General features: G+C 60.3%; 21 protein-coding genes and 1 pseudogene. 6 read left to right on the top strand and 16 right to left on the bottom strand.

What is annotated here, in order from left to right:
• The 5 genes from J2X35_RS09245 to J2X35_RS09225 all read right to left on the bottom strand — a co-directional run bounded on the left by J2X35_RS09245 (position 1) and on the right by J2X35_RS09225 (position 4,736).
• The gene (locus J2X35_RS09245; protein WP_310184543.1) at positions 1-900 is read right to left on the bottom strand and encodes an NAD(P)-dependent oxidoreductase; all 900 of its coding nucleotides are present in this window, start codon (positions 898-900) and stop codon (positions 1-3) included.
• Between the two features lie 86 nt (positions 901-986).
• Positions 987-2,057 (bottom strand): ABC transporter substrate-binding protein, encoded by a 1,071-nt coding sequence (locus tag J2X35_RS09240; RefSeq protein WP_310184542.1) that lies wholly within the window; start codon positions 2,055-2,057, stop codon positions 987-989.
• 50 nt (positions 2,058-2,107) lie between these two features.
• Positions 2,108-2,935, bottom strand: coding sequence for an ABC transporter permease (locus J2X35_RS09235; protein WP_310184541.1), 828 nt, complete (start codon positions 2,933-2,935; stop codon positions 2,108-2,110).
• A complete protein-coding gene (locus J2X35_RS09230) occupies positions 2,932-3,759 on the bottom strand; it encodes an ABC transporter ATP-binding protein (protein ID WP_310184539.1) in 828 nt (275 codons plus the stop codon). Before J2X35_RS09230 ends, J2X35_RS09235 begins: the two co-directional genes overlap by 4 nt.
• The gene (locus J2X35_RS09225) at positions 3,756-4,736 is read right to left on the bottom strand and encodes an SMP-30/gluconolactonase/LRE family protein (protein ID WP_310184537.1); all 981 of its coding nucleotides are present in this window, start codon (positions 4,734-4,736) and stop codon (positions 3,756-3,758) included. Before J2X35_RS09225 ends, J2X35_RS09230 begins: the two co-directional genes overlap by 4 nt.
• Positions 4,737-4,846: 110 nt before the next feature.
• Between J2X35_RS09225 and J2X35_RS09220 the strand changes: the two genes are divergently transcribed.
• Entirely contained in the window at positions 4,847-5,755 is a 909-nt protein-coding gene (locus J2X35_RS09220) for a LysR substrate-binding domain-containing protein (protein WP_310184535.1), read from the top strand.
• A gap of 327 nt (positions 5,756-6,082) precedes the next feature.
• On the opposite strand, the gene J2X35_RS09215 is transcribed toward J2X35_RS09220, so the two are convergent.
• From J2X35_RS09215 to J2X35_RS09195, 5 genes are all read right to left on the bottom strand, one after another.
• Positions 6,083-7,393: an extracellular solute-binding protein gene (locus tag J2X35_RS09215; RefSeq protein WP_310184533.1), complete on the bottom strand. Its 1,311-nt coding sequence runs from the start codon at positions 7,391-7,393 to the stop codon at positions 6,083-6,085.
• 78 nt (positions 7,394-7,471) lie between these two features.
• A complete protein-coding gene (locus J2X35_RS09210) occupies positions 7,472-8,266 on the bottom strand; it encodes a carbohydrate ABC transporter permease (RefSeq protein ID WP_405023217.1) in 795 nt (264 codons plus the stop codon).
• 53 nt (positions 8,267-8,319) lie between these two features.
• Positions 8,320-9,201 (bottom strand): sugar ABC transporter permease, encoded by an 882-nt coding sequence (locus J2X35_RS09205; RefSeq protein WP_310184529.1) that lies wholly within the window; start codon positions 9,199-9,201, stop codon positions 8,320-8,322.
• 1 nt (position 9,202) lies between these two features.
• A complete protein-coding gene (locus J2X35_RS09200; RefSeq protein WP_310184527.1) occupies positions 9,203-10,300 on the bottom strand; it encodes a sn-glycerol-3-phosphate ABC transporter ATP-binding protein UgpC in 1,098 nt (365 codons plus the stop codon).
• Positions 10,301-10,325: 25 nt separating this feature from the next.
• Complete coding sequence (locus J2X35_RS09195) at positions 10,326-11,834, bottom strand: alpha-N-arabinofuranosidase (protein ID WP_310184525.1); 1,509 nt, start codon at positions 11,832-11,834, stop codon at positions 10,326-10,328.
• Between the two features lie 406 nt (positions 11,835-12,240).
• Here J2X35_RS09195 and J2X35_RS09190 point away from each other — a divergent pair, with 406 nt between their 5' ends.
• From J2X35_RS09190 to J2X35_RS09180, 3 genes are all read left to right on the top strand, one after another.
• A complete protein-coding gene (locus J2X35_RS09190) occupies positions 12,241-13,785 on the top strand; it encodes a hypothetical protein (RefSeq protein WP_310184523.1) in 1,545 nt (514 codons plus the stop codon).
• 383 nt (positions 13,786-14,168) lie between these two features.
• Complete coding sequence (locus J2X35_RS09185; RefSeq protein WP_310184522.1) at positions 14,169-15,776, top strand: nucleotidyltransferase family protein; 1,608 nt, start codon at positions 14,169-14,171, stop codon at positions 15,774-15,776.
• A gap of 6 nt (positions 15,777-15,782) precedes the next feature.
• Positions 15,783-16,622 (top strand): NAD(P)-dependent oxidoreductase, encoded by an 840-nt coding sequence (locus J2X35_RS09180; protein WP_310184520.1) that lies wholly within the window; start codon positions 15,783-15,785, stop codon positions 16,620-16,622.
• A 79-nt stretch (positions 16,623-16,701) separates the two neighbouring features.
• Here J2X35_RS09180 and J2X35_RS09175 read toward each other — a convergent pair whose 3' ends face one another.
• On the bottom strand, positions 16,702-17,190 hold the full coding sequence (locus tag J2X35_RS09175) for an SRPBCC domain-containing protein (RefSeq protein WP_310184518.1): 489 nt from the start codon (positions 17,188-17,190) through the stop codon (positions 16,702-16,704).
• A gap of 285 nt (positions 17,191-17,475) precedes the next feature.
• On the opposite strand from J2X35_RS09175, the pseudogene J2X35_RS19840 reads away from it, so the two are divergent.
• Both J2X35_RS19840 and J2X35_RS09165 read left to right on the top strand, forming a co-directional pair.
• Positions 17,476-17,842 (top strand): annotated as a pseudogene (locus tag J2X35_RS19840) (aldehyde dehydrogenase family protein); the annotation flags it as partial.
• A 782-nt stretch (positions 17,843-18,624) separates the two neighbouring features.
• Positions 18,625-19,284 carry a DUF4087 domain-containing protein gene (locus J2X35_RS09165; protein ID WP_310184516.1) on the top strand — a complete coding sequence of 220 codons (660 nt, stop codon included), beginning with the start codon at positions 18,625-18,627 and terminating at the stop codon, positions 19,282-19,284.
• 30 nt (positions 19,285-19,314) lie between these two features.
• Here J2X35_RS09165 and J2X35_RS09160 read toward each other — a convergent pair whose 3' ends face one another.
• The 5 genes from J2X35_RS09160 to J2X35_RS09140 form a co-directional block, all read right to left on the bottom strand.
• Positions 19,315-20,148 carry an NADPH-dependent oxidoreductase gene (locus J2X35_RS09160; RefSeq protein WP_310184514.1) on the bottom strand — a complete coding sequence of 278 codons (834 nt, stop codon included), beginning with the start codon at positions 20,146-20,148 and terminating at the stop codon, positions 19,315-19,317.
• Between the two features lie 121 nt (positions 20,149-20,269).
• On the bottom strand, positions 20,270-21,232 hold the full coding sequence (locus tag J2X35_RS09155) for an aldo/keto reductase (RefSeq protein ID WP_310184513.1): 963 nt from the start codon (positions 21,230-21,232) through the stop codon (positions 20,270-20,272).
• Between the two features lie 49 nt (positions 21,233-21,281).
• Complete coding sequence (locus tag J2X35_RS09150) at positions 21,282-22,130, bottom strand: fumarylacetoacetate hydrolase family protein (protein ID WP_310184511.1); 849 nt, start codon at positions 22,128-22,130, stop codon at positions 21,282-21,284.
• Positions 22,131-22,211: 81 nt separating this feature from the next.
• The gene (locus tag J2X35_RS09145) at positions 22,212-23,717 is read right to left on the bottom strand and encodes a tripartite tricarboxylate transporter permease (RefSeq protein ID WP_056114889.1); all 1,506 of its coding nucleotides are present in this window, start codon (positions 23,715-23,717) and stop codon (positions 22,212-22,214) included.
• A 4-nt stretch (positions 23,718-23,721) separates the two neighbouring features.
• Entirely contained in the window at positions 23,722-24,171 is a 450-nt protein-coding gene (locus tag J2X35_RS09140; RefSeq protein WP_056114892.1) for a tripartite tricarboxylate transporter TctB family protein, read from the bottom strand.
• Positions 24,172-24,257 lie beyond the last annotated feature (86 nt).

Here is a 24,257-nt window from a genome sequence, read left to right as displayed (position 1 = left end):
TCAATCCAGCTTTGTTCCGTTTCCAGCAGCGACAATATCGGAAATCATCGGCACGTAGTGGTCCGCACGGCCCGTTGCCGCGGCGCCGGCGAAAGTGTTCTTGACGGCGTTGCCGATCGGATTGGCCAATCCAGCCGCATCGGCCATGGCCTCCAGATAGCGCAAATCCTTGGCCGCGTTGCCAATGGAGAATTTGTGCGCGTTCTCGTCGCGGTCGAGCACGTAGCGCATGAAGGTCTGGTAAAAACCGCAGTCCATGCGGCCTCCGCGTATGACGCTGTCGAATGGCGCAGGCTCGATGCCAGACTTCCTTCCGAGTGCCAGTGCCTCGGCATATATCGCCGCGTAGCCGAGTGAAACGAAGTTGTTGAGCAGCTTCATCTTGTGGCCGTCACCGACCTTGCCGACATGCACGATCCTGCCCGCCCACGCGGCAATGACGGGTTCGATGCGGGCAAAGACCGCATCGTCAGCACCAACCATGCAGTCGAGCGTGCCATCCATCGCCTCTTTTGGCGTGCGGGATAGTGGCGCGTCGGCGTAATCGACTTTCAAAAGCGCAAGTTCTGCCGCGAGCATCAAGGTTGAATTCGGATCGGACGTACTGCAGTCCACAATGGTAAGGCCTGGGCGCGCGCCGATTGCCAGGCCCGCTTCGCCCCGCACCAGCGATTCGACCTGCGCGGAACTGCCGACGCAGATGAAGACGATATCCGAGGCGGCGGCAACTTCGGCCGGCGTCGCAACCTCGCTGGCGCCCAAGGACAACAGGTCATCGACCGCCTCACGGCGGCGGTGCGCCATGACAGTCAGGGGAAACCCTTTCGTCACCAGGTTGCGGGCCATTCCGTGTCCCATCATGCCAAGTCCGATGAAACCCGTGCTGATGCGTGCCGTCATTGATCCTGCTCCACTGTTCGACCCGGATTGAACTGCGGCAGAAGGCGGCGTCACAACGGCCGCCTTCCGCCAGGTTCGATCGTCCCCTATCCACCATAGGAAGCTGCGTGCTGCTTCACTTTTTCCAGATCGTAGTCGCTGATCCGGTCAACAAGATCGGTACGAACAATCTCATCGGCCTTGTCTATCGCCAGGCCCAGGAACTTCGCCTCACGCACCAGTTCATCGGCATGTATAAAGCCCATCTTGGTATCCGGATAGGGTGGCTCGAAATGCGCCATCCGGCGCTTGATCGGATAGAGCAGCGTCTTGAGCGCATCCTCTTCACTCGCGCCGCGCGGAGCCAGTTCCGGATACATCTTGAGGAAGACCTTGGCCCCGGCCTCGGGATTGGCGAGGATAAATTGTGAAGCCCGCGAGATGGACCGACCAAAGCCCACGGCAAGCTCCTGGTTCTTTTCGATGAAGTCGCGATTGGCGGAAACGTAGAGACCGCCGATCATCGGCGTCTTCTCGGGACGCGCAAGGATACGGATCGGTATTCCTGCCGCCTCCACCTGCCCGAAGCCGGTGTCGAAATAGGCCAGTGCGTCGATGGTGCCGCGTTGCAGCGCCACGCCCGCCGGGACGCCAGCGCCCGTCGCGACCCAGGAAACGTCCTTGTCGGGATCGACGCCGACATTCGTCAGTGCCGCGCGGGCGATCGGATAATCGGTCGTGCCAAGCGCCGACACCCCGATCGTCTTACCCTTCAGATCGGCGTAGGTCTTGGCTTCGGAGTCCGGCAGGACGGCGATGTCCCAGCGGTACGGGTAGCACCATTCGTAGAAGTTCTGGATCGGCGGCAACTCACCCTTGGCAAAGAGCGGCAACTGGAAAGGTCCGGTGCCTACGCCAAACTCCACATTGCCCTTGTCGAGCGCAATCTGCACGTTGGAGTTTGATCCGAGCATGATCGGTTCGAGTTGAAACCCTTCCTCGGCATTGTAGCCAAGGCCTTCCGCGATGATGGAATTCACCACGGAGACATTCATGGCGGTGACGCTGATGCCCCAACGGACCTTTCGCAGGGTCCCTTGAGCCAAGGCCGGCGCGGCCAGGGCCATCGCAGCGGAACCCGCTGCCAGTTTGAGAAATTCGCGACGCGTGTTGTTCATAGTTTCCTCCCTTGATAATTCTATCGATCGAAACCCCGCGGCGAGCGCATCTACCAGCGGATGATACGGGCCTTGAGCCAGCTGATCCCCAGATGCATGGCCACCCCCACCGCGCCGAGGATCACCAGCACCGCGAAAACCGTTGGGACGTCGGTCACGGCCTCGGCCTGCATGATGGTGACGCCGATCCCCTGCTGCGCGCCGAGATATTCCGCCACGATGGTTCCGAGCAGGGCGTAGACGATGCCCATTTCGAGGCCGGCGAAGATGTAGGGCGCGGCAGAGGGGAGTTTGACGTTCCAATAGGTCTCGAGGCGGGAGGCCGACAGGGATTGCATGAGGTCGAGGCGCCCACGCTCAGTCGACTGGATCCCCGCAAAGGTGTTGACCAGGACTGGAAAGAACGTCAGCAGCGCAGCCATCGCGATCTTGGAGCTGTCGCCGAACCCACACCAGATCACGATCAGCGGAGCGATGGCGACCTTCGGCAATGACTGCAGCGCGAAGGCGTAAGGCATCAACAGTTTTTCCATCGTGCGGAACTCGGCCATGAGGGAGCCAAGGACGATGGCGAGAAGGCCGCCGATGAAATAGCCGATCGCCGAATTCGACAGCGTGCTCCACAGTGGCAGGTAGTAGCCGGAGCGATCCGTGACAGGCACCAGAAGACCGTCGGCGAGCGACCGAACCACATCCTCGATCGATGGCAGCACATAGCTGGGAATACCCGTGCCGTGGACGAGCAGTTCCCAGCCGCCGAGCACGACGGCGAGCCCTGCCATGCTGATGAGGCTGCTGCGGCCCGGCCATCGCTTGCGGTTGGGTCGGCGCTTCTCCTGCGGCGCCGAATTCATCGACGTATCGGCGATCCTGCTCATTTGCCTTCTCCCTCGTTCAGCAGCTTGCGGACCTGGTGCGAAAGCTCAATGAAGGCGGGATGGCCGACAGCGTCGGCGAAGTCGCGAGGACGGTCGAGCGGGACCGTCAGATCGGCGATGACCCGGCCTGGGCGCGGCGACATGACCAGGACACGATCGGCAAGGAATACCGCTTCGGAAATCGAATGCGTAATCAGCACGATGGTCTTGCCGGTCGCCAGCCATATGCGTTGCAGTTCGGCATTCATCCGCTCTCGGGTCAGCGCGTCGAGCGCGCCGAAGGGTTCATCCATCAAAAGAACCTTGGGTTGGCGAATGAGGGCCCGGCATATGGCGGCGCGTTGCTGCATGCCGCCCGACAGTTCATTGGGATACTTGGCCCCAAAGCCGCCCAGCCCGGCCATGTCCAGCAATTCTTCCGTGCCCAGCGCCGGACCGCGCTGCTTGCCGCCAACACGCAGCGGCAGGCTCACGTTGGACGCGATTGTGAGCCAAGGCAGCAGCGTGGCATTTTGGAAGACGACGCCGACATCACGAGACGGCGCGCTCACCATATGGCCGTTAAGTTCGATGCGGCCACTATCAGGCAGGTCGAGGCCAGCCAGAAGTCGCAACAACGTGCTCTTGCCGCAGCCCGACGGCCCGACGATTGCAATGAATTCACCGTCGCTGACATGCAGGTCCGTATCGGCCAGGGCGGTAACTTCGCCGCCATCGGCCGTGGGATAGGTGCGACGCAGTTGCCGTACCGCGATCATCGCCTGTGTTGCGTGCTCAACCGCAGTGTCGACTGCAGGGGTCGAGTGGGCTGAAACGAATGTCATCGCCTGACTTGCTCCTTCGTGCGCGGCTGCGTCGCCATTGAAAGGGAACGATTCTGGAAGTTGAGCTCCAGACCCTGTCGGGGCCATTCGAATGCGGCAAGTACGCCCGTGCCCGACAAGGTGACGAAAGCCGTGCGCATGTCCGGACCGCCGAAACAGATGTTGGTGGTGAAAGGATCCGGCATGGCGATGTGCTCGACCAGGTGTCCGCGCGGCGAGACGACCGTGATGCCGCCATTGATCATTGTGGCAATGCAGACATTGCCTTGAGCGTCGATCGCCATGGAATCCAGGAGCTGATATCCAGGCAAACCAATCAGCAACTGCTCGATGCCGCGAGCGTGGCGCTGTGCGGGCGCTATCTCGCCCGGTTCGACCAGATCGAAGCTCCACACGCGCGCCGTGTTCGTCTCGGCAACGTAGAGCCTGCTCTCGTCCGGTGAGAGCGCTATGCCGTTGGGCTGCATCATGGGATAGACGATCTCGCGGATCTGCGCGCCATCGACGCTCGCATAGTAGATGCCGCCATAATCCATGTCGCGCTTGCGGCGCTTACCCATGTCGGTGAACCAGAGCCCGCCATCCCTGTCGAAGACGATGTCGTTGGGACCACGCAAGGGACCCGACGGACCGCGATCGTAGAGGACCGACACTTGACCGGTGGCGAGGTCAATCTTTTCGATGCGGCCGCCCGCATAAGCGTCCGCTTGACCTAGCGCGACGAGCTGCCCGTTCTCCCGGGTCCAGTTCTGGCCGCCATTGTTGCAAACATAGAGGCATCCGTCAGGGCCGAGAGCCAGACCATTGGGACCGCCGCCCGTTTCGGCAAGGGTGCTCTTGGTGCCATCCGGGGCAATACGGGTGATGCGCCCGGCAGCCATTTCGCCCACAAGCAGCGTGCCGTCCTCAAGCGCTACCGGCCCTTCAGGAAATTCCAGCCCCGATGTGACTGCCCGCACCGCCGCTCTGGTGACCAAGCGACCCTCCCCAATATTTTGTTTTGTGCAGAGTGCCGGGCAAGTCCATACTCGTCCAATACCGTTTGGCTTCGAAGGTATAACGTGCGCTCATGTTGACGTTTCGACAAATGATGATCTTCCGGGCCGTCATGGAGGCGAACACCCTGACGCAGGCGGCGCGGGCTATGAGCCTTTCGCAACCTGGCGTGAGCAAGAGCGTCCGCGACATCGAAGGCCTGCTCGGATTCCCGCTGTTCCGGCGTCAAAGTGGAAGGTTGACCCCGACAAAGGAGGCCCGCGCGCTTTATGGTAATGTTCTTGTGGCTCTCAGAGGCATGGATTCCGTGAGCCGGGCGGCAGAAAACTACCGTGACGCGCGCTCCGGCTACGTTCGCATCGCCGCGACAGCTACGCTCGCGCACAGTCTTGTGCCGCTGGCGATCGAAGATTTCCGACGGCGGCGGCCGGCGGCACGCGTGGTCCTTTATACGGGCATCAATCACGAGGTGGTGCGAATGGTGGCCGATCTCGAAGCGGATTTCGGCCTCGTGCTGATGCCGACCAACCATGCAGGTACAGAGGGGCGCGATCTTTGCGCAGCACGCTTGAAGGCCGTCATGCCGGCGGGACATCCACTGTGCGCTCTGGAGACCGTGGGTCCGCACGATCTAAAGCCTTACCCGCTTGTCAGCTATAGCCGCACCCAGCCCATCGGCCTTGAGATCGATGAACAGTTCCGGCAGGCCGGGATCGAACGGCAGATTGCGATTGAAATCATCCAGTCCGCGACTGCCTGCAGCATCGTCGCGGCTGGCGCCGGCGTCGCGGTCGTCGATGGTTATTCGCTGGTCAACGGGGCGTTTCCTGATCTTGAGGTCCGCCCATTCATGCCGGCGGTCGACGTGGTTGCCCGCATCCTGATGCCGCCGGCGCAGGAGCCGACCCGCCTCGCCAGGGCGTTCCTGCATGTCTTGGAAGAAACCGCCGCGAAAGCGGTGCAAACGGGTCTGATGACATCGGCTTCTGGAAGCACCTGACGGCGCTTCCATCGCCAGATGGGTTCGGTAACGCGTTCATCATCACCGGACAGGATCGGCTACGAGGTGACCATGCAGCAGCTGGAAATGCACAGCTGGCGATCACGTCTCGCCGTCGAAGCGGACGGGATACGTGCCGGAAAATTGAATAAGCCCGCCCCGAAGTTTTCGGGGCGGGCTTATTCACAGTGCGGTATGACAAACGCGCAGACCTGTCCATGGCGAATGTCAGGGACGAAGGCTCCAGTGAACCCAAGTGACCTTATCTGCTCGGCGCAAGCACTTACTTCCGGCGCTTACACCCAATGACGTCATCTGCTCGCCGGATCAGAGGTTGGCGAGCAGATCGTTGATGCGGCTTTCCGCGCTGGTCAGGGCATCATCGACGGACTTGTCGCCGTTTATGGCTGCGCCGGCTTCCTCGCCGATAATATCCTGGATCGGGAACTGGCGCTGGACGGCGGCCGGCAGCGAGCGGCCGGTCTGCGCGATCTCCGCGATGTTTTCACGATGCGGCAGCGCCTTGAATTCCGGCTTGTCGAAGACGGCCTTGACGGACGGCAAATGGCCGGTGCGGGCCCATTCGTAATCGTTGTCGGCGAGGAACTTGAAGAGCTTGCCGATCGCCGCCGTCTGCTCCGGTGTGCGATCCTTGTGCGGCAGAACCCAGCTGTGCCCATCGGCGTAGGTGCTGTCGCGGCCGGGATAGAGCTGCGGAACCGGGTAGACGGTGTAGCCCTTTGCGAGCGGGGTTCCTTCCTTTTCCGACTGGGCGACGTAGTCGCCGATCAGCCAGGTGCCGTTGACGGCAATGCCGCCATCGCCATTCTGGAAGGCCGTTACGGCGGCCGCATAGTCGAGCCCCGTCGTGGTCAGGCCCTCGTCCTTGATCTTCTTCATGAATTCAAGGGCGGCCTTGGCTTCCGGCGTGTTGAGCTTGATCTTGGTTGGATCGGCGAAGAAATCGGAATTCTGCTGCTGGAGCAGCGTGTAGAGGATGCGGGTGTAGGCGGCGGTTTCGTTGGCGTAGATCTGGACGAGATAGGGCTTGCCGGTCTTTTCCTTGAACTGCTTGCCCTGGGCGATCAGTTCGTCGGCCGATTTCGGCAGGATCGGCGTGCCGTCCGCGTTGACCAGGCCCGCTTCCTTCATCAGGTTCAGATTGACGTGGAAGAGCATTGTCCAGTTGTCGAAGGGCAAGCCGAACATCTTGCCGTCCTTGGTGACGCCGTCGCGGGCGGCGTCGGTGAAGCTGTCGGGCGAAATGCCCTCGGCGGAAAGAACCTCGTCGACAGGATCGATCAGGCCGCGCGACTGGTAGTCGGAGATGGCGGAATAGTGCATCGACACCACGTCCGGCGCAGCGCCCGACGCCAGCTGGGCGTTAAGCTGGTCGTAGCCCGGCCATTCGACCGTGGTGACGTTGACGTCGATATCCGGATTGTCCGCTTCGAACTTGTTGACCAGCGAGGTGATGATGCCGCATTCGCCGACCGCCTTGGAGACGTCGGTGACGGTTCCGTAGTCAGCATCGCAGGCGCCGAAGAAGCGCTGCAGCTCGATCTTCGTCTCGGCCTGCGCCGGGGTGCCACAGCTCAAAGCGATCAGGGCTGCCGTGCTCAATAGAAAACGTCTCATGGTCTGTCTCTCCGGTTGAAGGGGCCTTGCCCCCGGTTGAACTTGCCGCGGCCGGTTTGCTCCCGGCCGTGGCCGCAATCACTTCACGGCGCCACCTGAAACCGCGGTGACGATATGGCGCTGGAAAATCAGGTAGACGATCAGCACCGGCAGGCTGGCGAAGACGGCCTGGGCGCTGAGGAAGCCGAGCCCTTCGGTCTGGGCGAAGTTGATCTGCGACGAAGCAATGCCGATGGTGAGCGTGAACATCTCCTTCTTCGTGGCGGAGATCAGCGGCCACCAGTAGTCGTTCCAGGCGCGCAGGAAGGTGAAGATGCCGAGCGTCGCCTGGGCGGGCAGCGTCAGCGGCAGGAGCACCTTCCAGAAGATGCGCAGCGGCGAGGCATTGTCGAGCAGCGCCGCCTCGTCGATCTCCCTTGGGATCGCCTTGAAGAACTGGGTCATCAGGAAGACCCCCAAGGCAGATGACAGATCGGGCAGGATCAGGCCGACATAGGAATTGTGCAGGCCGGCCCAGTTGAACATCTGGTGGCGGGCGATGATGACCGCCTGCTCCGGCACGGCGAGACCGAAGAGCACGATGACGAAGATCGTCCTGCGGAACGGAAATTCGAGGCGGGCAAAAGCATAGCCGGCGAGCGACGACAGGACGAGCACGCCAAAGGTCTGCCCGGTCGCGACCACGAGGCTGTTGAAGAACCAGCCGAAGACCTGCGATGAATGAAGGATGTTCAGGTAATTGACGAGCGTGTAGGGCAGCTCGAAAACGGAGTCCGTTCCGAGCTTCAACTCCATATTGTCCTTTATCGACAGGCCGACGAGCCAGGCGACGGGCGCCATCATCGCGACCGACAGGACGGCAGCAATCGTCAGCGGCGTGCGGTTGGCAATCAGGTTTTCGGGACGATAGGTGGACCGATCCGCGCTCACTCGGACGCCTCCGACTTGCGGGCCGAAACCACATACTGCGCCATCGCCGCCACAAGAATGATGAGGAACAGGAGTTCGGAGGCCGCCGCCGCCTTGCCGACGTCCCATCGCAGGAAGCCAACCTCGTAGATATACATGACCAGCGGGCGCGACGTGCCGTTCGGGCCGCCATTGGTCATCAGTTGCGCCTGACCGAACAGCTGGAACTGCATGACGATCTGGATGACCGCGACCAGCATGATGGTGCGGGCGATCGAAGGCACCGTCAGCCGCGTCAGCACCCGCCAGGGGCTGGCATTGTCGAGGGCCGCGGCTTCATAGAGATCGTTCGGAATCTGTTGCAGGGCAGCCAGAAACAGCATCATCGGCAGGCCGACACACCACCACACGGTGGCGACACCGACGGAAAACAGCGACCAGCCGCTCGTCGACAGGAAGTTGACAGGCTGGACGCCCAAAGCCTCGGAAAGGACGGCCAGAAGTCCGTCGCCGGGGATGAATACGAAACGCCAGATCAGCGTGACAATGGTCACCGACAAAACGGAAGACGAGAAGAACAGGCCGCGCAGGAACGAGGTCATGCGCGTCGTCCTGTTGATTGCGAGCGCCAGAAACAGCCCCAGCGCCACCAGCGCCGGAACGCTCACCAGGACAAAGACAATGGTATTGCGCAGCGCCTGCAGGAAAACGGGATCGACCAGGACACGGCCATAATTTGCAAGGCCGACGAACCGGCCTGGCCCGAAGAGATCGACCTTGTGCAGGCTCAGCCACACGCCCCAGAAGAGTGGAAAGGCGAGCAGCACGACAAAGACGGCGAGATAGGGAAGAACGAAAAGGCCATTGCTCCATTGGCTGCGGCGATAGCTTTCGGCCATATCAACCGCCCTCCCCATGATGGGCGGCGCCGGCGGCGTCGAAAAGATGAATGGCCGAGGTGTCGAGCGCGATCTGCACCATATCGCCGCTGCGCGCTTCGCTGCGTCCGTCGGCTTCGACCGTCAGCTTCGTTCCATCCGTGAGATGTCCGTAGATCAGGGTCCGGTCGCCAAGGCGCTCGACGACTTCGGCCTTGAGCGGAATGCCCGGCTGGCCAGCCGGCAACACGGTGACGTCTTCGGCCCGGATGCCGAGGCTTGCGCCGCTCAGCGAAAAGCGCGAAGGCGGGCGGATGACAGCCCCGACACTCCCCAAGCCACCGGTTTGGATCGTCAGCATCTCGCCATTACTCGTGGCGCTTTCGACGGGAAAGAAGTTCATGGCCGGCGAGCCGACGAAGCCGGCGACGAAGCGGCTCGCCGGGCGCTGGTAGATTTCCATCGGCGTGCCGATCTGCTCGATCCTGCGGTTGTGCAGGATGACGATGCGGTCGGCGAGCGTCATCGCCTCCACCTGATCATGCGTCACGAAGATCATCGTGCTGCCAAGCCGGGTGTGGAGCTGGGCGAGCTCCAGCCGGGTGCGCCCACGAAGAGCCGCATCGAGGTTCGAGAGCGGCTCGTCGAACAGGAAGGCCTTCGGCTCCTTGACGATGGCGCGCCCGATCGCCACCCGCTGGCGCTGGCCGCCCGACAGCTTTGCCGGCTTGCGGCCGAGCAGATGGGCGATTTCGAGCGTCGCCGCCGCCTGCTGGACCCGGCGTTGGACTTCCGCCTTCGGCAACCCGATATTCTCGAGGCCGAAGGACATATTCTGCGCCACTGTCATATGCGGATAAAGCGCATAGGACTGGAAGACCATGGCAACGCCGCGCTGGCCGGGCGGCAGCGTATCGACGCGCCGCTCGCCCACCGAGATCGAGCCTTTCGTCACGTCCTCAAGGCCCGCGATCAGGCGCAGCAGCGTGGACTTCCCGCAGCCCGACGGGCCGAGGATGACGACGAACTCACCGGCCCTGATGGACAATGAAATATCGTCCAGCACCGTCAGTTCGCCGTAACGCTTGGTGACGTCGGTGATTTCGATGGATGCCGACATTGTTCCTCCTCCCAGCCGAGCCGGCCTAGGCCCCAAGCCGGATCATCCGGTAGCTCAGAGGCGTGATGCTGGCGACAAGACGGCCGCCCGCGGCCGATGCGCCCGAGGCATCCCTGGGCGCTATCGTCTCGGCGCCCGGACCATTGACGGCGCGCAAATCGTGCCCCTCCATCACTTTGTCCATGATCACCTTGCGGTCGCCGAAACCTTCAAGCGCGAGTTCCAGATCGACCGCTTCCGTCTGGTGGCGATTGACGATGAACAAGGTCAGCGCGCCGTCCGCCCCGGTTTCCACGGCGGCGACGTCGAGGTAGGGAACGCTTGCGGCGAATCCGGTTGAATATCCGGGGCACTCCAGCGACAGGTTCAGCGCCTTGCCGCGGCCATACCTGGACGCGTAGGCATAGGGGAAGAAGGTTGTCTGCCGCCAGGCCGGGCCACCCGGAACGGTCATGATCGGGGCGATGACGTTGACGAGTTGGGCCAGGCAGCCGACCTTCACGACGTCCGACCGGCGGATGAAGGTGTTGAGTATGCAACCGACCTGCAGCACGTCCTCGAAATTGTAGATGTCTTCCAAAAGCGTGGGGGCATGCGGCCAGCCGGCTCTGCCTTCCACCACCTTCCGGTCGGCCTCGCGCGAGTGGTACCAGACGTTCCATTCGTCGAAGCTGATGTAGACGTCCTTCTTGGAGCGCTTTTTGGCTTTGGTATAGGCAATCACGCCGGCGATGGTGGTGATGTAGTCTTCGAGACGGGCGTTCTGCGCAAGATAATCTGCTGTGTTGCCTGCGTGATTTTCGAAATACATGTGCAGGCTGATGTAGTCGATGACATTGTAGGTGTAGTCGAGAACCGTGGCTTCCCAGGCGGGATAGGTCGCCATCTTCGGTGATGACGAGCCGCAGACGACGAATTCCAGCGACTTGTCGAAGGCGCGCATGGCCTTTGCGGTTTCAAACGCGATACGGCCATATTCGTCGGCCGTTTTCTGGCCGATCTGCCAGGAGCCGTCCATCTCGTTGCCGAGGCACCAGATCCTGACGTTCCAGGGATCTTCCCGGCCGTTCTTGCGGCGCAGGTCCGACCAGTGGCTGCCACCCGGATGGTTGACGTATTCAAGGAAGGCGCGAGCGGATTCGAGGCCGCGCGAGCCAAGATTGACGGCCAGCATCATGCTTGTGTTGGCGGCCTCTGCCCAATCGGCGAACTCGTGGATGCCGACCTGGTTGCTCTCGGAGCTGTGCCAGGCGAGGTCAAGACGCACCGGACGTTCCTCGCGCGGACCGATGCCGTCTTCCCAGTTATAGACCGAAACGAAATTGCCGCCGGGATAGCGGACGATCGGAACATCGGCTTCACGGACGAGGTCGATGACATCCTGCCGCATGCCGTTCTTGTCGGCCGTCGGATGGCCCGGCTCGTAGATGCCGGAATAGACGGCACGACCAAGATGCTCAACGAAGGAGCCATAAAGCCGGGGATCAACAGTACTGACGACGTAACCGCTGTGTGCGGTTCCGACTGCGCGCATACGTGCTCCCCGCGTGCTCGAAAAGGAGATTCATATCAATAAATTGCACAGGACGGTGCGAGCGTCGAGGATTATCTGACGGACGAAATGAGCGCGGAAACGTCTATGCGAACGACCGATGGCGGCCACGATCTGGTCGGGCTGTCATGTCGTTGAACGCACCTTCGGCGCCCGCAACAACCGTTTCAAAGCCGCTTTTCGCGTCGCCGGCGCATTGTTGGGACACCCATAATCCACGACTTAAGGCTGGACACTTCCGCATCGTACCGGCATGTTGCCGCGTATCAAAAATACCGCCAATACAAGATTTTTGCGACAAATTGAGACTATCGCCTCATCAGGTCCATTCTGACGAAGGCTTCAGGATTGCCTTTTGCATAGGGCGTTATCAACAACGGGGGTTGGCGTGCCGGCTGAAGAATACGTAGCTATACGAGATCGCGAAACAGCGGCCCATCTGATGGCCTTCACTGCCGGAGTTCGCAGCGATCCGCCGTCATGCCTCCTGCAAGACCCGCGGGATTCGGTCGATTTCCTGCTGGCGCAGCGTGTTGTCGGGCGGCTTATTACCGCTATCGACAAAACCGGAGATCCAGCATTCGGCGAAGTTCGGCAAATCGCCCTGGAAACCTATGACAAGTGGACCGGTCATTTTAACTTCCTTTTGGAAAAGCTCGCCAAATTTATAAAGCTTTACTGCTACGACATGGATGTCGTTCTTTTTAAATGTCATTGCTTTTTCTATACGAATGACTTCAACATCCGGGCGACCGGCGATCTGGATATTGCCGTATCGAAGCCAAGCGTCCTGCTCGAGCGGGTCAACGCTGATAATATACCGCATCTCCGAGACCGGCTGCCGTTGCACGAAGTCGCCAACCTCGATTTCGAAGGCGCGCATATCGACCTGCACCGCTACTACCCGGCCTGGGAGATCACGCCCTACATAACGCATCTGGTTGAAGACGGCGGCGGATGCACGCTGAGCACCCACCGCGCTCATGAAACCGGCCTGCCCGTCGCGGAGTTGATCGCGAATGGCCTGGCGGTCGACCCACACGGCGCACGTTTCTTCGTGCCGTCGCGGACCACGGCCGCGACCATCACGCTGGCGGCCAGCCATCGGGACTTCGTCACCCAGGCGGCATGGTATCTCAAAAACCATCCGCCGCAGCGCTTGTCGGATCTCTGCGAGGTCCGGGATGCGCTGGATGATCCTGGTTTTTCGAAGGCGGAGTTCATCGAGCTTATCAAGCGGCAAGGCTTGCGGGACGCGCTACGGTGGTTTGCCGGCAACACCGAGGAGATCCTCGGCGACACAAGGCTTTCGGCGATCTACCGCGAGGCGTTCGGCGATGTTGAGTCCAGCGCCATCGGGGACGACTGGATGCTGCATCTGGTGGCCGGCGGCTTCTGGCTGCCCTTCACCCGCGATGCGGTGCGCGACCTGACAATCCTCGTCCCGACGCACGAGGTGACCGACAGCCTCAAGGTTCCGGCGATGACGCTGGCCGACGGCGAGCGCAAGGTCTTCGCGCTGGATGATCCGGCCGTGCAAAAAGAGATCGGCGTCGTGCTTGTCGGCCATACGCTGCTCGACAACCATACGCTGGAAATCAGCCGCGACGGGCTGGTGCTCTCCCTGGCATTCAAGGCCGGCGTCGAGATTCACATAGAATATCGCTCCTACTTCGAACTCAACGGCGAATGCCTCGAATGGGACAATCTCTATACTCCTGAAGTTGAGTATCTTTGCGGATCCGAGGCCGCCTACAAGGCCATGGTCAGCAGTTCCTACGAACCGGGTTCGAGGATGATGCGGCTGCAATACAGACTCCCGGAAGATCAGCGCGATGATGAGCTGAATATGGTGGTCGCCGTGTCGGCGCCTGCCATGCCATGGGAATCCGAGCGCGGCTACATGGCGGCGCTGCGAATCCGGCTGACGTGATCTGTCGGCCGGCGACAAATTTGTCGCCTATTGCGCGCCTCCCTGCCACAACCGGTCTCAAATAACCCCGATGAAAAGCGCAGCGCCGCCTCTTGCGGCGGCTGCGTTGATTCGCGTTGCCGCCAAATGCTCCGCAGCAAAATCATTCAACAAAGCAAATTGACGTGATATAATCCAAGATTAGGTGCTACATCGCGGGTAAACAGCGGCCCGAACAACAAGCTCGACTTGCATGGTCTGCGATATCGTCAAGTAGGCATATCAAAGGCAGCTTGACTATACCGATACAATGATTTGCAGTGGATGCGGCGGTAAATATAATATACAATATAAAATGATAAAGCATCCAAAAATCGAAATGTCTATTTGGGAGGATATGACACATGGATGCCTATTTGGTCAGCAAGACGTCCCCTACCCAGCGCGACGACAAGACTTCGTCAGCCCTGTCTGCTTTGCAGAATTTTGTGGTCCTTGTCGGAACGGAAAAGAGCGCGCCCGTTTCGAATGAAATTTCTGCAGATGAGCAGAAAAATCTGGTCGGATTACTGCAAAAATATCATTTATCATATTTGTTTGCTAAATTGGGTGCCAACTATAATCTATTGAATAGTATAAGAAACGATATTCAATATAATGCTGAATCTGCCAAGCAGCGAGGACGCATCTTCGCAGCAGAGATGGTCGAAATTCTGGATCTTTTTCGCTTGCGGCAGATTCCATGCTCGCCGTTCAAAGGGCCGTTTCTGTCAGCGATGCTGTACAATGACAGCTATGCGAGAGATGCCTCAGACATCGACATCCTGATCGAGCCGCACCAGGCAGCGCAGGTCGATCGCTTGCTGCGCGACCGCGGATATAAACAGGACGGGTTTGAATATTTCTACGACGGAAACGCGCCCGAGTGCCCGGATTTTCCGCTGCAGACAACCAGCAGACGCGGGCTCGCGGGCTATGGACGCACCGTGGATGACGTGCCTGTGTTCATTGAGATTCATACCTCTGTTCGCTATCTTTCACGATCGGGCCAGACGGCGATCCTGATGCGGCGCAAGCCTTATGATCTCGACGGCTTCAAAGCACTTGGCCCCGATTACGACTATGGCCTCCTGCTTTTCTTCATGGATAAATACAAGGACCTCGAGCACAGCGATTTCTTTGGTTTAAGAGATATAATGGATATTTATTGCTGCATTAATTTGCTGCCAAAGGAAATTTGGGCAAAGACAATCAAGCTTGCAGAAGACTATGACTGTCTGGAGCGTATCTGCGACGTCGTCAGCGCCGTGACTGATAGCGGCCTTCAGCTACCGATTTCCGCCGATTCGTTCTGGAGTACGGGCGCTCCCGTCTCTCTTCCTTCGCCCGCCAAGTTTCCCTATTTGAACTGGGACATTCTGCTGTCTCCAAACATGAAGGGCGCATGGCACGTAGGCAGGCAGCACCGGGCAAGGCGCTACCTTGAAAATGGTCCTTTCCTCACGGTCGCCGGCGAACCGGAAAGTCTGGCGCCCGAGCAGGAGAACCCGATCGAAAATGAACTCGGTATCGACCTGAGATGCCGCATTCATCTCGTCCACGACCGCATGGCCGTGGAGATCATTTACCCCGCCGGGGCGCTGGATTTCATTGGCAGCCATGCTTTGCGCGTTTCGCTGTCCCGTCCCGACGGCGGCGATCCCTATCCCGGACTTGGTTATGTCGCTGTGTTCGATAGGGCCGGAACGGTAACACTCAGACATCTGTCCGGCTGGGGGCTGGGGCCGCCCGACAGCGTCACCGACGGGAGCTGCGCAGCGATGCTGGAGCATGAAGGTGGCAATATGCTGCAACTGCTGATGGCTTCGCCGAGCGCGGAGGGCTGGACCAAGTCGCTTCCTATCGTCCTCGAATTCTCGATTCGTCGATCGTACTATGCTTTCCCCGACAATGCCGGGTTCGCGTTCTACACCGCCGGCTCGAAAGGCCCGCTGGTCATTCGGGCGGAGTGAAACAAAATGGCTTTCGAAAGCGACGGCGAACCGCCAAAAAACATCCTGATAACCGGCATATCCGGCAGCATCGGGCAGAAACTGTACAGTCACCTGCAACAGCTCGAACGATACAATATCACCGGGCTCGACAAGGAGGCGAGCAGCGGCGGGATCCATAAGGCTGACCTGACGGATGCGCCGGAAACCTGGAGTAAATACCTAAGCGGCATCGACACCGTGGTGCATCTGGCTGCCTACGCCAGAAATTACGCATCCTGGGGTGACGCCATCGGTCCGAATGTCGATGGGCTTCTGAACCTTTACTGCGCGTGCCAGAAGCAGGGCGTAAAAAGGGTCATTTTTTCCAGTTCCGTCTGGCCGATGGCCGGATATCGATTTGCCGACAACATCATTCGGGGCGACACGACCCCTTCGCCCATGAATGCCTATGGCGCGACCAAGACCTTCGGCGAGCGCGTCGGGCGCAGCTTCCACGAGAACTACGGAATCGAAACTGTTGTTCTACGGCTGGGGGCCTGTCTTCGGCAGAATAATCGCCCCAGCGTTCAAATGGTACGCGGCGACTGGCAGCAGAGTCATTGGCTCAGCGACCGGGACATGTGCCAGGCGTTCCGATTGGCGATCGAACGTCCCAGCCCCGGCTACGGCGTGTACAATGTCACGTCGGCGATAACCGGGTCTCGCTGGGATATCCAAAATACGCGTGATGAGCTGGGTTATTCCCCCCAGGATCAACACACGGTGCGCGTGACTGCCACCCGCAAATTCCAGGCATTTGTCGCGCGTGTCTCGTTTGAAAAGCTGCCGTCGCTGCTGAAGCGGATTGTCCCGCCGACCTGGTAGCGATCGAGCGGCGCCCGGCTGCTTCATGAACGAAAGAGAGCCACGGTCATGACCGGGCTCTGTTTCAGGGTCGGCGAATTTACTCCGCCCCGGCCAGCGTCAGCTCGCTTCCGGTGATGGCCTCACCAATATTGGGATTGCCTTTGCCGGTTTCGATCAGTGCCTTCAGGCTGCCGTTGATGTAGGTCCGCCACCCGTCGGTGCAGGCGTCGTAACATTCGTTTTCAGGGAGGAGGCCGACATGGGTGAACCTGACTTCGGTCCTGCCGTCGCGCCGGGCGATGTCAAACACCATATCGGTATCCTTCCACTCGGTGTCATCGTCGGTGAAGCTGAAATAATTCTCGGCGACGTGCCAGGCAACCCTCTTGCCGACGACCAGTTCCGTCACTTCGATCTCGCAACGGTGCAGGTCGCGGAAGCGGTATTTGTAGCTGACGCCCACCTGATCGGTCGCACCCTCGACGTTTTCCGACCACCAGCCCCGGACATTGTTGATTGCTGTGAAGACCTCCTCCGGCGTCTGATCAACCGAAAAGTTCGTGGTGTAGCTCTGCTGCGTATTCATGGGATCGCTCCTGGTTAAGTTGAGGACCCGACTATGATCGATCGCCGCGGCGGTCGAGAGTTACAAGTCTGGCGGGATTCGGCGCTATATCGACGCCAACCCAGCCTTCAACACAAGTCGCTGGGCGCTTATCCTCACAGAGGCTGAATATGAGGCCGAACATGTCCAACGACCCGCAAACGGTGGAAAAGCACGACAAGTGGCGGGCTCTCGCATCATCACGGCCCGCAGCATCCAGGGCGAACTGGTTGCAACGGTAATGACGCACCTACGCGGTGTGCAACTGGGCCGGCATGGAGCGAAGGAACGAACTACTCTCCAATCTTTTCGGAAAAGCAACTGACCCGCATAGAGTCGATTGTTTCCCAAGCGATACACAGGGGGCCGAAATTCTATGCGGCGGTCACCGTATGGCGCATTCAGGAAGCTCTACGAACCGACGATAATTACTGGCGTCGATACCAGTTCACCCGCGATCATCGGGGAAATCTTCGGGATCGAGGCCGGTACCGTTTGGGTAAACCGGTATGGCCGTTCACCTGATCACATTCTTCCAACCGGAGGCTGGAGAGCCTCTGGTCTCGGTAAAGACCTCGGGCGCGAAGCCTACCACCAAAACCGCCGGACGAAATCCGTGTTGGTTGATTTCTGAGCCGGACTTGAGTCCCATGACTTTCCCAGTGATATTGGAGCGACGGGAACGCGCGCCGACGGTATCGGTCAGGAGGGTGGTCGAGCGGTGCCTGAGCTACGTCTACAAGATGTACCGAGTTTACAGGGTCGGTCCAAACGCAGCGATTGATACTCGGGTAGCATTCTATCGCGGAATAAGACCAATATCGTCGATTGCTACGAAGCCCTGATTGATCACTATCAACCGGCGACAGGATCTTCTTATTCGACTTCAGCAGGGAGCCTTCACGGTGCGTGAGCGTGGCCAATCTGCTGATGCTCTGTCAAATTCGCACCCACCATGGCAACCAGCCGTTCCCGCCTCAGAAAGGCGATCCGCGATATCGCCAGCAGTACTGGAACACGGAGCAGGGCACCCACGTGGCTTGAGCACGCCGGTTTGGCGCCGCTCATGAATCTGGCGAAGTCCACCGCTCCAAAGCATGGCTACTTCACCGGGGTGTTTGATACTGTAGCGGCTCTTAACGTCAAAGGTCCTCTTGCAGGGTATCAGGTTCCCTGGCTTCGGCCGCAGCTTTGCTCGCCACTGCTTGCGCGTGACACGCCGGATGTCTTTGATAAGCTTCTCAGCAGAAGGCTTCGTCGCTTCCGTTTTCTGTTTCATCGTCGTTCCTTCGAAAGGCTGCGATGAACCAGAAATCCTCCTCTCTCAATTAGCCGAATTCTGTCTCATAAGCGCTGACGCCGATGCACTCGCAGTCAAGATGCTGGTCCCTGGCGGACAAGTCATGAGGTGTTCCGATGCTCCTTCGTTTGCTGCTCGCTGCTGCCTGCGTATCCGTCAGTCCTGTGATCGCTCTTGCGGGAAAGGACGACGTTCCGGAACGATTGCAGGGCAAGTGGGTAGATCGCGGCGAGGCTTGCGGCGCGAGCGGCAAACCTATCGTGATTTCGGCGACATCGGTAATCTATCCCGATGGAAGGTTCAGCGATGTGTACTTCGCATCCGAGGAAAGCCTTATTCGCATTCGCGAAGAAGGGACCAACTACGAATATGTCGAGCGTGAGGATCTGCTGGTCTTGCATCCAGAAGGCTTCGGCATGGGCAGCTCTTTCCCCATGGTGCGGTGCCCGGAGCCTACGGGCAGCGCCAGCCGTCGCTGCGGCTGGTTGGCAAATCTCACACCGGGTGACTGGTGGCTGGTCGATCGCGACAGGACCTGGGTTCTGGCGAAACAGGGCGACGATAATCTGGCCACGACGGCCGTAATGGACCGTGTGCCTGGGTTTGATACCGAGCAGTTTGTTTCAACAGGTGACCACCACGGCTATGGCTGCGCTTGCCTAACCAGTGTTGCCGACCGCACCGTGGGACGCATTACCTCCATCGCCACTAGCCAACGCTTGCCACTCGTCACCTGTGAAGCCGACGCGGCTTTGCCTGTATTCGGAAACTGGTAGATCGCTTCGGCATCTGCTTCCATCGGCAATTCAGATCAGAGGAAATCCCATCTGCCGCAAGGATTCCCGTAGCACGTCGCGGCCGTGCAGGCTTTTGGCGTCCTTGAGCCTGTTGGTTATCTGCGTCGTCCAGCTGATCGCGTCCAATGCCTGCTCCCGCCTGAAAGCGGCAAGCCGGGTCTCGTAGCCGCCGATGGCTTCATCCTGCCCGCCGGCATCATAGCGGTCGCGGTGAAGGACAGCCTTTTGCGGCAGCCGCGGTTTGACGGCGGCCGGGCGGTTCGGGTTTGGTCGGCCAACGCACAGGCCGAATATCGCGAAGCATCTGCTGGGAAGGCCAAGCGTCGTTGTCACCTCGAGCGCCTTGTTCCTCATGCCGCCGATGCAGACGGTCCCGAGACCCAGCGATTCCGCCGCGACCAGGGCATTCTGGGCCGCCAGCGCGGCGTCGATGACACCCAGCAGCAGGCTTTCGAGAAAATCCAGGCCCTCCATATTCATCTCACGGCGCTCGCCGAAGGCGGCCACCCGCGACAGGTCGGCCAGAAAAACCAGGAACAGGGGCGCGGCTTCGATGTGTTTCTGGTTGCCGGCAAGCATTGCGAGCCTGGCCTTCACGGCCGGATCGGTGACCGCGATCACGCTCCATGCCTGCAGGTTTGAAGATGTCGGCGCAGATTGTGCCGCGGCGACAAGCGTCTCCAAAGTCGCTTCCGGGAGCGCATCGGGTAGAAAGTCGCGAACGGACCGGTGCTTCAACAGACATTCGATGGTCTGGTTCAGCGCAGGCAGGTCGAAGGATGGCGCTTCCCGGTAGCGGCTTTCCAGAAGGCTTGCGAAATCGGCGCTGGTAGGTTCGCTCATATCCACTCCGTTGATCGTCGCATAGGCCTTGTGAAGCGCATCGTCTCGTTTGAATGAATGGCTTTCTTCGCGCCTGGAGCGGCAGCCGTCCCGATATCGTCTCCGCGGCGGACCTCGATTTTCAGACAGGGTCGCCGGTGGCCGTCCGGACGTGACGGAAGATATCTCCAAGACGCTGCACGACAGACGCCGGAAGCGGCTTGCCGCAGATCGATTTGATGTTCTGCTCCAGGTGGGTCAGATTTCCGGTTCCCGTCATGACAACCTCAATGCCGGGCGTGTGCCGGCAAAACCGATAGGCGGCCTCGGTAAGCGAGTGGGCGACGCCACCGCCTAGCAGGAAGCCGAACGGAGCCTTGCGGTCGAGCTGCTCCGGATCGATTTCTCCCTGTTCAATCAGCCTGTCCACAAGGATATTAAGGCTGTCGGAGTGCGCGAGCGCACCGCGAACGGCATACATGCACATGACGCCGAGCCTGTTTGATCTGGCGGCGGGCAGGATGAGCTCGGCCGCCGACGGATTGACGAAATTGTAGCCCATCATAAGCACGTCCCAGACGCTGTCATGGACGGCGCGCCGCATGACCTCGCGTTCGGTATCGACGCCAAAGCCTTCGGTTATGCCGAGGAAGCGGATTTTGCCCTCGTCCCGCAGCCGCAGCATTTCCGGCGCGAGGTGGTTCAGGCAGTATTCGTACTGGTGCGGGCGCACCCCATGGAGGTGCAGAATATCCAGGCGGTCGGTGCGCAGTGCCTTGAGGCTTGCCTCCACACTGTCCCGAACCATGGCGGGCGCGATGAAATCGCTGCTTTCGTAGGAAGACCCCGGTACCGTCGGGCGTATCTTGCTCGAAACCACGACCCCATCCCTCAGTCGCGCCAGTCCGGCGCCCACTGCGGATTCGGTGCCGTACACCGGGGCTGTGTCGACGATGGTTATCCCGCGATCAACGGCAGCGCGAACCAGATCGGCGGCCTGGGCTTCCGTGGCGCCGGTCCGCAAGCCCAGGCGGCTGTGGCCGCCCGCGCCCAAGGCGACGACGCTGACCTGAAGTCCGGTTCGCCCAAGTGTCGTTGTTTCCATGGGATTTTGGCTTGCCATCACGATGTTCGGGCTGCTGGCCCTGCCTTGTTCAGCGGACTACCGCGACGCCGTTGATAAGGCAGCCGACCGCGCCGATATCGACCTCTACGCGGTCGCCATCCTGCAAATAAACCGGTGGCTCGCGGCGGTCACCGACGCCGCCGGGTGTGCCGGTGACGATCACGTCGCCGGGCGACAGCGGCGTAAACGCCGAGCAATAGGCGATGAGCTTTTCGATCGGGAAGATCAGGTCCGAAAGCGTGGCGTCCTGCATGGTCGTGCCGTTGAGGCGCAACCGGATGGGAAGTTGCCGGTAGTCGCCGATTTCATCCGGCGTCACCAGTGCCGGTCCAAATCCGCCAGTCGCAGGGAAATTCTTGCCCGGCGTGAACTGGCTGGTGTGGCGCTGCCAGTCGCGAACCGAACCGTCATTGTAGCAGGCGTACCCGTCCACGAAATCCAGTGCGCCTTCCTCGGATACTCCGTGAGCCGGTGCGCCTATGATGACAGCAAGTTCGGCCTCGTAGTCGAAGCGGCTCGAGAAGGAGGGCTTGAGTAGCGGCTGTCCGTGACCGACCTGCGAATCCGCAAAGCGCGTGAAGAGTGTCGGGTATTCCGAATCCGGCCGCTTCGTCTCGCGCCGGTGGTCTTCGTAATTGAGCCCGACGCACAGGATCTTGCCCGGATCGGGAATGACCGGAAGCAGGCTTAGATCGGCGAGCGGCAGGTCCGCCGGCCTGCCCGTCCATTCGCCGGCACGCGCCAGCAGGCCCGCGGCGATTGCCTGTTTCAGCGTGACAATCTCCGGCGCCAGTTTGCCCGTCAGGTCGACGACGCCGTCGCCGCGCAGCAGCCCGAAGCCGTGCCGGCCGTTGTGATCGAAACTTATGAATCTCATACCCGTCCTTTCGATGGAAAAAGAATGGCTCTTGAGCCGGGCGCATTGCGGACCGTTTCACGCCACATTCTGCCGCTGCCATCAGGCCTCCTCGACAAAGGCCTCCTTGCGGCCACGGCGGATTTGCGGCAGCAGCACGATCAGGCACATCACCGCCGCGATGGACAGCATCGCGACGGAGAGCGGGCTGCGGTAGAAAATCGCCAGATCGCCATTCGACAACAGCAGCGCGCGGCGGAAGTGCTCCTCCATCAGCGGCCCAAGGATAAAGCCCAGAAGCAGCGGCGCCGCTTCGGCGCGCATACGCCAGAACAGGCAGCCCAGCAGCGTGAATCCCGCGGCGAAATAGATCGGCAGGACGCGGTTCTCGATGCTGAAGAGGCCGACACAACACACTGTGAGAATGATCGGATAGAGAATCCAGTAGTGCACCTGGATCAGCCTCACCCACAACGGAATGAGCGGCAGGTTCAGCACCACCAGCATCGCGTTGCCGATCCACATGGAGGCGATCAGGCCCCAGAAGATTTCCGGGTTCGAAACCATGACATAGGGACCTGGCGCGATGTTGTGGACCATCAGCGCACCGATCATCAGCGCCATCACGCCGTTGCTGGGAATGCCGAGCGTCAGCATCGGGATGAACGAGGTCTGGGCGCCGGCATTGTTCGCAGCCTCCGGTCCGGCCAGACCCGCCACGGCGCCGTGGCCGAACTCCTCCGGCCGTTTCGAAACGCGCTTTTCGACGGCGTAGGACGCGAAGGACGAAATCATAGCGCCGCCGCCGGGGAGCAGGCCGAGCACCGAGCCGATCGCCGTGCCCCTGACCACCGGGAACGCCGCCTGCATGAATTCCTTGCGGGTCATCCAGAGATTGCCGAACGAGGGCGCGGTCACATCGCGGGCCTGGTCGTTGCGGATATTGGCGACGATGTCGGTGAATGCGAACAACCCCATGGCCACGGCGACGAACTCGATGCCCTCCGTCAGGGCAAACGAGCCGAAGGTGAAGCGGTAGGTTCCGCTGTTCACGTCGGCTCCGACAAGACCGAGGATCAGGCCGGTCAGGACCATCGCCACGCCCTTGATGAACGAGCCGTGTGCAAGCAGCGTCGCGGCGGTCAGTCCGAGCACCATCATCGCGAAATATTCAACCGGACCGAACAGGAAGGCCACTTGCGCCAGCACCGGCGAGAACGCTGCGATCAGCAGTGTCGCCACCGTGCCGGCGAAGAAAGATCCCAATGCGGCTATGGCGAGAGCTGAGCCGGCGCGTCCATTGCGCGCCATCTGGTGCCCGTCGAGACAGGATACCACCGCCGAGGATTCGCCGGGCAGATTGACCAGAATGGCGGTGGTGGAGCCGCCATATTGGGCGCCGTAGTAGATGCCGGAAATCATGATCAGGCCGGAAACCGGCTCGAGCGCGTAGGTGAGCGGCAAAAGCATGGCAATCGTCGCCAAGGGGCCGAGCCCGGGCAGGATTCCGATCGCGGTTCCTACAAGAACGCCGATGAAGCAGAAGGTCAGATTGGTCAGCGAGAGAGCCGCCTCGAAACCAATGTCGAGATTGTGAAGGAATTCCATCGGATCAAACCGCGATCATCGGCACGGCAATGCCGAGGAAATGGACGAACACAACGTAGCAAAAGACAAGCAGGCCGGCGCTCAAAGCGGCTGCCCGTTTCCAGGTGAAGTGTTCCGATGCCCACAGCGCAATCACCACCTGCGCTGGAATAGCCGCGACCAGACCCACCGGCAGCACCAGGAATGCGAAGACCAGAAGCGATGCCGTGATCATGATCACGGGTCCGAGCGGGAGGCTCTTCGACTTTTCACCTCTCGCCAGCAGACCTTTGGTCAGGATCACCAGGCCGAGGATTGCCAGGATGGTCCCCAGTATCAGGGGAAACATCCCCGGGCCCATGGTGGCGATGCTGCCCAGTCGGTACTGCAAGGACAAGCCTGCAGTAAGGATCCCGAACAAAGTGAAGAGTATCCCGGCCTCGACATCGGCCCGTCCGTTTAATTTGGAAATCACCTTACCGACCTCACCTGACGTCCTCCGACCTGCTCAAACCGGCGTCGTGTGCAAAAAGCACTCGACGCCGATCGATAATTCAAAAG

This window comes from Mesorhizobium sp. BE184 (assembly GCF_031457045.1).
Classification (GTDB): domain Bacteria; phylum Pseudomonadota; class Alphaproteobacteria; order Rhizobiales; family Rhizobiaceae; genus Mesorhizobium.
Note: the sequence above shows the minus strand (reverse complement) of the source record. Positions and strands in the feature narration are given on the sequence as shown.